At 72.5% G+C, this 9,585-nt stretch carries 10 protein-coding genes and 1 pseudogene; 4 read left to right on the forward strand and 7 right to left on the reverse strand.

What is annotated here, in order from left to right:
• Positions 1 to 426: alpha/beta fold hydrolase (locus AB0F10_RS41530; RefSeq protein ID WP_360638877.1), on the reverse strand; the 426-nt coding region annotated here is incomplete at its 3' end.
• 62 nt (positions 427 to 488) lie between these two features.
• On the opposite strand from AB0F10_RS41530, the pseudogene AB0F10_RS41535 reads away from it, so the two are divergent.
• Together AB0F10_RS41535 and AB0F10_RS41540 are read left to right on the forward strand one after the other, a co-directional pair.
• Positions 489 to 683, forward strand: a pseudogene (locus tag AB0F10_RS41535) (GyrI-like domain-containing protein); the annotation flags it as partial.
• Positions 684 to 851: 168 nt separating this feature from the next.
• On the forward strand, positions 852 to 1,292 hold the full coding sequence (locus AB0F10_RS41540; protein ID WP_360638880.1) for an SRPBCC family protein: 441 nt from the start codon (positions 852 to 854) through the stop codon (positions 1,290 to 1,292).
• A gap of 15 nt (positions 1,293 to 1,307) precedes the next feature.
• On the opposite strand, the gene AB0F10_RS41545 is transcribed toward AB0F10_RS41540, so the two are convergent.
• Positions 1,308 to 2,393: a M20/M25/M40 family metallo-hydrolase gene (locus AB0F10_RS41545; RefSeq protein WP_360638883.1), complete on the reverse strand. Its 1,086-nt coding sequence runs from the start codon at positions 2,391 to 2,393 to the stop codon at positions 1,308 to 1,310.
• A gap of 42 nt (positions 2,394 to 2,435) precedes the next feature.
• Positions 2,436 to 3,623 carry an LLM class flavin-dependent oxidoreductase gene (locus AB0F10_RS41550; protein ID WP_360638886.1) on the reverse strand — a complete coding sequence of 396 codons (1,188 nt, stop codon included), beginning with the start codon at positions 3,621 to 3,623 and terminating at the stop codon, positions 2,436 to 2,438.
• A gap of 176 nt (positions 3,624 to 3,799) precedes the next feature.
• Here AB0F10_RS41550 and AB0F10_RS41555 point away from each other — a divergent pair, with 176 nt between their 5' ends.
• Positions 3,800 to 5,170, forward strand: a complete 1,371-nt coding sequence (locus AB0F10_RS41555) for an APC family permease (protein ID WP_360638889.1) — start codon at positions 3,800 to 3,802, stop codon at positions 5,168 to 5,170.
• A gap of 559 nt (positions 5,171 to 5,729) precedes the next feature.
• On the forward strand, positions 5,730 to 6,815 hold the full coding sequence (locus tag AB0F10_RS41560; RefSeq protein ID WP_360638892.1) for a M1 family aminopeptidase: 1,086 nt from the start codon (positions 5,730 to 5,732) through the stop codon (positions 6,813 to 6,815).
• A 376-nt stretch (positions 6,816 to 7,191) separates the two neighbouring features.
• On the opposite strand, the gene AB0F10_RS41565 is transcribed toward AB0F10_RS41560, so the two are convergent.
• The 4 genes from AB0F10_RS41565 to AB0F10_RS41580 all read right to left on the reverse strand — a co-directional run.
• Positions 7,192 to 7,818: a GPP34 family phosphoprotein gene (locus AB0F10_RS41565; RefSeq protein WP_360638895.1), complete on the reverse strand. Its 627-nt coding sequence runs from the start codon at positions 7,816 to 7,818 to the stop codon at positions 7,192 to 7,194.
• A 1-nt stretch (position 7,819) separates the two neighbouring features.
• Positions 7,820 to 8,035, reverse strand: a complete 216-nt coding sequence (locus tag AB0F10_RS41570) for a hypothetical protein (RefSeq protein WP_360638898.1) — start codon at positions 8,033 to 8,035, stop codon at positions 7,820 to 7,822.
• Between the two features lie 4 nt (positions 8,036 to 8,039).
• Positions 8,040 to 8,951 carry an SPFH domain-containing protein gene (locus tag AB0F10_RS41575; protein WP_360638901.1) on the reverse strand — a complete coding sequence of 304 codons (912 nt, stop codon included), beginning with the start codon at positions 8,949 to 8,951 and terminating at the stop codon, positions 8,040 to 8,042.
• Positions 8,952 to 9,015: 64 nt separating this feature from the next.
• A partial coding sequence (locus AB0F10_RS41580) for a dihydrodipicolinate synthase family protein (RefSeq protein WP_360638905.1) occupies positions 9,016 to 9,585 on the reverse strand: 570 nt, incomplete at its 5' end.

Consider the following 9,585-nt stretch of genomic DNA (forward strand, 5'->3'; position numbering starts at 1 on the left):
GGCCTCGTCGCGGGTCGGATACCACGCCCGCGGCCGGCGGGCCAGCGCCTGCGCCCGCAGCAGCTCCTCGTCGCTCCACGCGACCTTGATGCCGAGCCCGACGACACCGCGCACCGCCGCGGGGCGGCGCGCGGCCAGCGCGAGCCCGACCACCCCGCCCAGCGAGTGCCCGAGCACGACGGTGGGCGCGTCCGGCGCAATCAGCCCGGCCACCGCGTCGGCCAGCCCGTCGAACGTGTACGCGTCCAGCGGCGCCGATCCACCGTGGCCGGGCAGGTCCGGGGCGAGCCACCGGCCGGGCCACTGCCGGCGCAGCAGGGCCGACCAGCCGTTCCACACGTCGCCGGTCCCGCCGAGGCCGTGCAGCAGCACCAGGAGCGGGCCGCCGCCGCCACCGCCTTCGAGAACGCGCAGCTCCGTAGCCATCCGGGCAGTCTGTCACGCGCGTCCCTGTCCTCTTGAGGGCCGCACCTCGTGCAGCCGCCGCGGAGGGGCTGCACGTCGGCTCCTATGACGACGAGGCCGAGGTGCTGGCCCGGATGCACGGGGAGTTCATCCCGGGCAACGGGCTGCGGATGACCGGCAGGCACCACGAGATCTACCTCGGCGACTCCCGGCGGGTGGCGCCCGACCGGCTCCGCACCATTCTCAGGCAGCCGGTCGCCGCGGCAGCAGCACGCTGATCGCCGCGAGGGCCAGGCCGCGAAGAGACCCGGTCGTAGCCGGCGGCGCACACCCGTACGCGGAAGAAGGCCGGCGTCCGCACGTGGTCGTCCGGGGCGACCGGGTGCCGCGCCTGAGGTTCCGGGTGCGCCGCCGGCGCGAAGCGGGCCAACTGCGACGATGGCCGCGTGCCGACCGAAGAGTTCAGCCACTCGTTCCACGTTCCCGCGCCCGCCGAGGACATCTTCGCCCACCTCGCGGTGCCGGAGAGCTACATCGGCCTGTCACCGCTGATCGTCGCCGTGCGCGACGTCCGGCGCGACGGCGACCAGGTCTCCTACGTCTCGGTGGAGCGGTTCACCTTCGGCCCGTTCAGCTACGACAACCACATCCGGGTCACGATGACCTTTCCCGAGCCCGGCCGGCGGATCCTCAGCGACGTGGTGAGCCCCGGCCGGGTGCGCCTGGTCGCCGCCGTCGATCTGGTGCCGGACGGCGCCGGCACCGCCGTCACCGAGACCGTGCGCGTCACGTTTCCGCGGCTGCTGCGGTCGTTCGTCCTCGGCCAGGCCCGGTCCGTGCAGCGGGCCCGGGCCGCCGAACTCACCCGGCGGCTCACCGCAGCCTGAGCCCGGGCGCCGCGCTCACTCCCGGCTCGCCGCGACCGCTGTCAAGTACCAGACCAGGGCATTCCGGTACGGGGTGACGGTCGTCAGGTCGGCGTACTCGTGCGGGCCGTGCTGGCCGTCGCCGCCGGGGCCGAAGATGACGGCGTCGACGCCGCGGGCGTGGTAGAACCGCCCGTCGGCCGCGCCGTGCTTGCGCAGCAGGTCGCCGGAGAAGCCCGCGCGCCGGGCCGCCGCGCGCAGCCGGGCCACGTCGCCGCCGTCCGGGTCGGCGTGGTGCGGCGGACCGAGGCTGTCGATCTCGGCCGCGACCCCGGTGACCGAGCGCAGGTAGGCCACGATCTCGTGCGGGGTACGCCCGTTGAAGTCGGTGTCCTCGGGCGGGAAGCGGATGTCGAGCCAGGCCGTGGCGTCGGCCGGCACCTGGTTGACGGCCTGGTTGGCGGTCTCGATCCGGGACACGTTGACCGTCGTCGCCCACTTCTCGACGGCCGGGACCGGATAGCGGCGCAGCAGCGCCTGCACCGCGCCGACCATCGTCACCAGGGCGTTGTCGCCCAGCCAGGGGTAGGCGGCGTGCGCGGCCGTGCCGGTGGCGCGCAGCCGCACCTGGCACAGCCCCTTGGAGTCGGTGACGACGCGCAGGGCGCTCTGCTCGCCGATGACCACGAAGTCCGCGCTCACCCCGGCGTCGATCTGGTGCGCGGTGCCGTCGTGGCCGCCGACCTCCTCGTCGGTGACCAGTTGCAGCCCCAGCGGGTACGGCAGGGTCGGCGCCAGTTCCCGGAAGACGTCGGCCATGACCAGCGCGGCGATCTTCATGTCCTGCGCGCCGCGGCCGTACAGCCGGTCGCCGTCGAAGCGGGCCTCGTAGGCGTCGGCGGGCACGACGTCGAGGTGGGCGTTGAGCAGGATCCGGAACACCGGGCGCGGGCCCGGCGGCCCGACCAGCGCGCTCGGCTTGCCGCGCGAGACGAAGCGTTCCACCGTGAAGCCGGGGCCGACGGTGTCGAGCACCAGCTCGAGCGCCCGCGCCAGCTCCTCGGGCCGGTCCGCAGTGGACGGTACGGCGATGAGTTCGGCGGCCTTGGCGAGCAGGTCCATGCCGCCGACACTACGTGGCGCGGGCCTCTCCGGTGGCGGGGCTCATCGTGGTGCGGCGAGGGCGGCGCGGTCGTGGTCGCCCGCCGCCTGGGCGGGTACGCCGGCGAACGGGATGCTCGCCGCGCCGGTGCCGACGTCGCCGTCCGGGTGCCGCCACAGGCCGCGGCGGCGCAGTTCGGGCAGGACGCCCTCGCCGAACCAGTACGCCTCCTCCAGGTGCGGGTAGCCGGAGAGGATGAACTCGGTGATGCCGAGGCCCGCGTACTCGGCGATCCGGTCGGCGATCTCGGTGTGGCTGCCGACGAGCGCGGTGCCGGCGCCGCCGCGGACCAGGCCGACCCCGGCCCACAGGTTCGGCGCCACCACCAGGGCGTCGCGGCTGCCGCCGTGCAGGTCGAGCATCCGGCGCTGGCCCTGCGATTCGCTGCGGCGCAGGCCAGCCTGCACCGCCTCGATGTCGGCCGGCGAGACGCCCTGCAGCATCCGGTCCGCCTCGGCCCAGGCCGCGGCGGCGGTGTCGCGGGCGATGACGTGCAACCGGATGCCGAAGCGCATCGCGGGGTTCAGCCCACGGATCCAGGCGATCTTCGAGGCCACCTGGGCCGGCGGCTCGCCCCAGGTCAGGTAGACGTCGGCGTGCGCGGCCGCGACCGGGCCGGCCGCCGCCGACGAGCCGCCGAAGTAGATCTGGGGCGCCGGATCGGGCAGCCGGGCCAGCCGGGCCTGCTCGACGCGCAGGTGCTCGCCGTGGTGGCTGACGGTCTCGCCGCGCCACAGCGCCCGGATGATGCCCAGAAACTCGTCGGTGCGGGCGTATCGGGCGTCCTTGTCGAGGAAGTCGCCGAAGGCGCGCTGCTCGCTGGACTCGCCGCCGGTGACGACGTTGAGCAGCAGCCGGCCGCCGGACAGCCGCTGGAAGGTGGAGGCCATCTGCGCGGCCAGGGTCGGCGAGATCAGGCCCGGGCGGAAGGCGACCAGGAACTTGAGCCGCTCGGTGACCTCGGTGAGCATCGCCGTGGCCAGCCAGGCGTCCTCGCACCAGGCGCCGGTGGGGGTGAGCGCGCCGGCGAAGCCGAGCTGCTCCGCGCTGCGGGCGATCTGGCCGAGGTAGCCGATGGTCAGCGGGCGCACCCCGCCGGCCGCGCCGACCGGGACGCCGTGCCCGCCGCCGACGATGTCGCGGCTGTCGCCGTTGGTGGGCAGGAACCAGTGGAAGTCGAGCGCCGTCATGCCGACAGGATACCCATATCTCCTATCGATTAAATAGAGTGCCCCGTCACGCCGGCGTCGGCCACGGCCAAACCGGTCACACCCGATACGCGTACACGAACCCACTCGAACGACGCGCACCCCCGCGATCGCCTACCGTGAGATTTCGGCGCGGGTCGACGTGGAGGTGCGCGGCTATGGCGGACGCGGAAGCGCGGGGCGGCACGCTCGAGAGCGAACAGCCCGCCCTGAAGCGGGTCATGGGATCGGGCCTGCTGCTGCTCTTCGTCGTCGGCGACATCCTCGGCACCGGGATCTACGCACTCACCGGCAAGGTCGCCGCCCAGGTGGGCGGCGCGGTGTGGCTGCCGTTCCTGCTCGCGTTCGCCGTCGCGGTGCTCACGGCGTTCAGCTACCTGGAACTGGTCACGAAGTACCCGCGGGCGGCCGGCGCCGCCCTGTACACGCACAAGGCGTTCGGGATCCACTTCCTGACCTTCATGGTCACGTTCGCGGTGATGTGCTCGGGCCTCACCTCGGCGTCCAGCGCGTCCAAGGCGTTCGCCGGCAACTTCGCCGAGGCGTTCGACCTGTCGATCGGCGAGGGGACCGGCCTGACCGCCGTCGCCATCGGCTTCATGACCCTGATCGCCCTGATCAACTTCCGGGGCGTCGGCGAGAGCGTCCGGCTGAACGTCCTGCTGACCTGCGTCGAGCTGACCGGCCTGCTGATCGTCATCTGCATCGGCGCCTGGGCGATCGGCGGCGGCGAGGGCGACGTCTCGCGGCTCGTCGAGTTCAACTCGCCGCCCGGCGAGACCGCGTTCTTCTCCGTCACCGCCGCCACCTCGCTGGCGTTCTTCGCGATGGTCGGCTTCGAGGACTCGGTCAACATGGCCGAGGAGATCAAGGATCCGGTCCGGATCTTCCCGAAGGTCATGCTGACCGGCCTCGGCGTCACCGGGCTGATCTACGTGCTGGTCGCGGTCTCGGCGATCACGCTGGTCTCGCCGGCGGACCTGAGCGAGGGCGAGGCGCCGCTGCTCAAGGTGGTCGAGGCCGGGGCGCCCGGCTTCCCGCTGTCCGTGTTCGCGTTCATCACGATGTTCGCGGTGGCGAACTCGGCCCTGATCAACATGCTGATGGCCAGCCGGCTGCTCTACGGCATGGCCAACGAGCGGGTGCTGCCCCGCTTCCTCGGCCGGGTGCACCCGGTCCGGCGCACGCCGTGGGCCGGCATCGTCTTCACCACGCTTGTCGCGTTCGGACTGATCTGGTTCGCCGACCTCACCGCGCTGGGCGGCACGACGGCGCTGCTGCTGCTCTGCGTCTTCACCGTAGTCAACGTCGCGGTGCTGGTGCTGCGCCGCGACCGGGTGGAGCACCGGCACTTCAGGGCGCCGACCGCCATCCCGGTGGTCGGCGCCGCGGCCTGCGCCTACCTGGCCGGCCCGATGTCGGGCCGGGCCGCCGCCGACTACCGGGTGGCCGGGGTCCTGCTCGCCGTCGGCGTGCTCCTGTGGGCGCTCACCTGTGCCACCCGGCGGTTTGCGTCCTCGGCGGGATGAGCCGGCCCAGGCACGGGCGCACCTCGGCGATCGACGGATGGAACGGGATTGCGGTATCCGGCTGAACGCGTAACGTCACCCGCCATGACAACGTTCATAGGCAGTCGTCTGTCTGCACTCCTGGCCGGCAGCGCGGCGGTGCTCGTCGCGGCCGCCGGGGTGGCCGCTCCCGCATACGCGGGCGGCGGCGTCCCGGCACCGGGCTCGGCCGGCCTCGGGGACCGGCTGTATCCCCTGCTCGGCAACGGCGGATACGACGTGCAGGACTACAACCTCCGGGTCCTCTATCCCAGGAAGGATCCTAAGCAGACGGTGACCGGCACCGTGACGATCACGGCAGTCGCCACCCAGAATCTCTCCCGCTTCAACCTCGACTTCGGCGGTGATTCCGTCGGCAAGGTCAAGGTGAACCGGGTCCGCCGCCGGATTCGCACGCGACGGCGACGAACTGGTCATCACACCGCGGCACTACCTGAAGCGGGGCAAGCGCTTCTGGGTCACCGTCAGCGACTACAAGTCGACGCCGATCGAGGCCAACGCCGACTCCCCGGCCGGCTTCGTGACCACGGCCGACGGCACGTTCATGGCGGGCCAGCCGGACCAGTCGCACAACTACTTCCCGAGCAACGACCACCCGCGTGACACGGCCACGTACACGATCACGCTCACCGCCCCGGCGGGCTGGACCGCGGTCGCCAACGGCCGCCACCTCGGCGACAAGCGCCACGGCGGCTACGTCTCGTCCGTCTACCGCGAGTCCAAGCCGATGGCCAGCGAGCTGATCCAGGCGGCCGTCGGCGACTTCGTCGTGCACACCCGGCCGCCGGTAAGGGGCGTGCCGATCCGCGACGTCGTCCCGCGCCGTCTCGCCGGCGACCTGCTGCCCAAGGCCGCGGTCGAGCGTCCGCAGCTGTCCTGGATGATCGGCAAGGTCGGGCGTTACCCGTTCGAGAACTACGGCTCCCTCGTGGTCGACACCGACCTGGGCTTCGCGCTGGAGACCCAGACCATCTCCCTCTACGACACCAGCCTGTTCGGCGCGCCGAAGTTCGTGCTCGACCCGGTGATGACGCACGAGCTGGCGCACATGTGGTTCGGCGACAGCGTGGCGCCGTGGTCGTGGAGCGACGTGTGGCAGAGCGAGGGCCACGCGACCTGGTACGAGCTGCTCTACGCCGAGGAGACCGGCGTCTTCCAGCAGTACACCGGCACCCCGAACCGGGAGGCGTACTTCAAGGCCGCCTACGCCCGCGGCGACATCTACCGGGCGCGCTACGGCCCGGTGGCCCACCCGCTGCGGTCGGACTCCATCTGGGACGTGTTCAACCCCAACGTGTACGACGGCGGGGCGCTCGTCCTGTACGCCCTGCAGCAGCGGATCGGCGTCGGCAAGCTCCAGACGCTCGAGCGGGCCTGGGTGGCCCTGAACCGCGGCAGGTCGGTCTCGACCCAGGACTTCATCGCGCTGGCGTCCCGGATCTCCGGGCAGAACCTGCACGGCTTCCTGAACGACTGGCTCTACGGCGCGAAGACGCCGCCGATGCCCGGCCACCCGGACTGGACGGTGACGCCGCCACCGGCGCCGTCGTCCGCCGCGCGGGTCGCGCCGGCGCCGGCCGCCAAGGATCTGGTCAGCCGCCGCTGACCGGCAGCGCTCTCCCTTTCGTGGTCCCCGCCGGCCATTTCGGTCACGCGCCGAAGTCCGGCCGGCGGGGAACACGATGCCTGTTGGGCGATGGTCGATCCTGATTGCAAGGAATCGCTAAACGCTCACCGAGCGGGCAACGTGAAAGCTTTACACACTGCTGGGCAACCTGAATTGACGGACAGCGAGTGCGGGTCCGGCGGGGTGAGGCGCGGCACGGCAAATGGCCCGTTGGCCATGGCTGTACCCTGCCGACATGACGGGAGCCGACTACGCCCTGTATGGAGCCGCCGGTGCGGCAATTGCACAGGGCGCGTCTCTTCTTATCGATCTCCAGCGCGGCAGGCAACGCGGCAAAGGGTGGCCCTGGCAGGGCTTAGCCGGCGGCGGCGGCCTCGGCGGTCTGTACCGATTTGCGCAGGGCGGGGCCGATCGGCCCGGTGAGCTCGGTGAGTCCCTCGATGCGCCGCTTGTTGGCCCGCTTGGTCCTGCGGTCGAGGACGAGCTTGAGGTTGCCCGCGGCGACGATGGTCACGAGCGCCGCGTCGGCGGGGTCGGTCCTGCCGATGGGGTTCCTCAGGGTGCCGCTGAGCCGGCGGAGGAGTTCCTTGCGGACGCGGGGGTCGCGGACGGTCACCCTGGTCGTGGGGAACAGCCCGAGGATTCTGCGGGGTTCGAGGCGGACCACGCCGGCGTCGGCGAGTTGCCGGCGCACCGCGCCGACCGTGGCGCGCTGCCCGCGGTCGACCCAGGACTGCCACTTGCGCGGCTTGGAGCCGGCGATCTCCTCGAGGATCGCCTCGAGGACGGGATCGTGGCCGGGGCGCCGGGCACCGACGGCGGCGCCGCCGCCCTCGTCGGTGAGGTGGCCGCCGAGGTAGAGCTCCGCGAGGGCCGCCGCGCGGAGCATGGCGCCGAGGTGGGTACCCAGGCAGACCCGGCCCTTGTCGGGGTTGTAGGCCAGCAGGAAGACCCGCTGCGGAAGGCTGTCGGGCACGGCCATGTCATTCCTCTTCCGGGTCGGGTGTTGCGGGGGGCCGGCCGGGTCCGCGCATCCGGCCGACTCCCCCGGGCAGGCGGCCCGCGTCGGCGAGCGCCCTGCGCAGCAGGTATTCGATCTGGGCGTTCGTGCTGCGGATCTCGTCGCCGGCCCAGCGCGCGAGCGCGTCGTGCACGACGGGGTCGAGCCGGAGCAGAAGCTTCTTTCGTTCGGTAGCCATGCGCCTACGAGTAGAGCGTGCCCGCGTTGACCACGGGCTGGGCGTCCCTGTCGCCGCAGAGGACCACCAGCAGGTTGCTGACCATCGCCGCCTTGCGTTCCTCGTCGAGGTCGACGACCTGATTCTCGGCGAGGCGCAGCAGCGCCATCTCGACCATGCCGACCGCGCCCTCGACGATGCGGGTGCGGGCCGCGACGATGGCGTTGGCCTGCTGCCTGCGGAGCATGGCGTGGGCGATCTCGGGCGAGTAGGCGAGGCGGGTCAGCCGGGACTCGATGATCTTCACTCCGGCGGCGGCGACCCGCACGCCGATCTCCTCCGACAGCCGGGCGGTGATCTCGTCGGCGTTGTCGCGCAGGGACATCCTGGCGGCGTCGTGGGAGTCGTAGGAGTAGCTGTTGGCGATGTGCCGGACGGCGGTCTCGGTCTGGATGGCGACGAACTCGATGAAGTCGTCGACCTCGAACACGGCGCGGGCGGTGTCCTCGACGTGCCAGACGACGACGGCGGCGATCTCGATGGGGTTGCCGTCGGCGTCGTTGACCTTGAGCACGTCGGTCTCGTGGTTGCGGATGCGGGTCGAGACCCGGCGCCGCGCGGTGAGCGGGTTGACCCAGCGGAGCCCGTTGGTGCGCACGGTCCCGGTGTAGCGGCCGAGCAGCTGAACGACGCGAGCCTCGCCGGGCGCGACCGGGGTGAGGCCGGCCCAGGCGACCAGGACCGCGAGCCCGAGCAGGACGCTGAGGCCGACGAGGCTCAGCACGACCGTGGAGTCGTCCTGCCGCACGCCGACGATGAAGACGACGAAGGCGGCGAGGAGCGCCGGGACGGACAGGCCGACGACCGGCCAGCCGGAGACGCCCCGGGCTATGCGCTCGCGCACCTGCGGGGCCGGCAGGTCGAGGTGGTCCGTCATGTGAGGCTCCTTCGGCTGGGCGATGTCCGCACACTATCAAAGTGATATCACTTTTCCAACCGGCTCAGCCCAGCCTGCGTACCGGTGAGGTGCCGTAGCGGCGGGCCATCGCCTCCTTGAGCCCGCCCGGCAGGGACCGGCTCTCCCGCTCGGTGCGCAACACCACGTGCTGCGCCGCCGCGTCGCGGTCCCAGGCCGCCAGACATTCCTGCGGTACGAGGTTCGCCGCGGCCACGATCGCACCCGCGGCGCCGAGCCAGCTCGCGTACCCGAGCAGCGCCGAGGCGCCGGTGTAGACGGCGAGCGAGCCGCCGAGGCCGAGCTCGTGGCCCAGCCGGGCCGGATCGCCGCTGGAATCCTTGATCCCGGCGACGCCCAGCGCGCCGAGCGCGTCGACCGGCACCGGGCCGCCCGCGACCCCCGGATAGTGGTACGCGAGCACCGGCACGCCGGCCGCCGCCTCGCCCACCCGGGCGTAGTAGTCGCTCAGGGAGCCGCCCAGCCGCGGCGGCGCGACCAGCACCGCGTCCGCGCCGGCCTCCACCGCGGCGGCGGCCCCGCCCGCGGCCGGGGGCCACCAGCGGCCGGAGGCGCCGGCGATGACCCTCAGCCCCGGGCAGGCCTGGCGGACCGC

This window comes from Actinoplanes sp. NPDC026623, assembly GCF_040638275.1.
Taxonomy (GTDB): Bacteria; Actinomycetota; Actinomycetes; order Mycobacteriales; family Micromonosporaceae; genus Actinoplanes.

Bases quoted from the DNA above. Each gene is read 5' to 3' on its own strand.
- AB0F10_RS41550 (WP_360638886.1), bottom strand. From the start codon at position 3,623: ATGACGGCGCTCGACTTCCACTGGTTCCTGCCCACCAACGGCGACAGC.
- AB0F10_RS41545 (WP_360638883.1), bottom strand. From the start codon at position 2,393: ATGGACCTGCTCGCCAAGGCCGCCGAACTCATCGCCGTACCGTCCACT.
- AB0F10_RS41570 (WP_360638898.1), bottom strand. From the start codon at position 8,035: ATGGCTACCGAACGAAAGAAGCTTCTGCTCCGGCTCGACCCCGTCGTG.
- AB0F10_RS41555 (WP_360638889.1), top strand. From the start codon at position 3,800: ATGGCGGACGCGGAAGCGCGGGGCGGCACGCTCGAGAGCGAACAGCCC.
- AB0F10_RS41565 (WP_360638895.1), bottom strand. From the start codon at position 7,818: ATGGCCGTGCCCGACAGCCTTCCGCAGCGGGTCTTCCTGCTGGCCTAC.
- AB0F10_RS41575 (WP_360638901.1), bottom strand. From the start codon at position 8,951: ATGACGGACCACCTCGACCTGCCGGCCCCGCAGGTGCGCGAGCGCATA.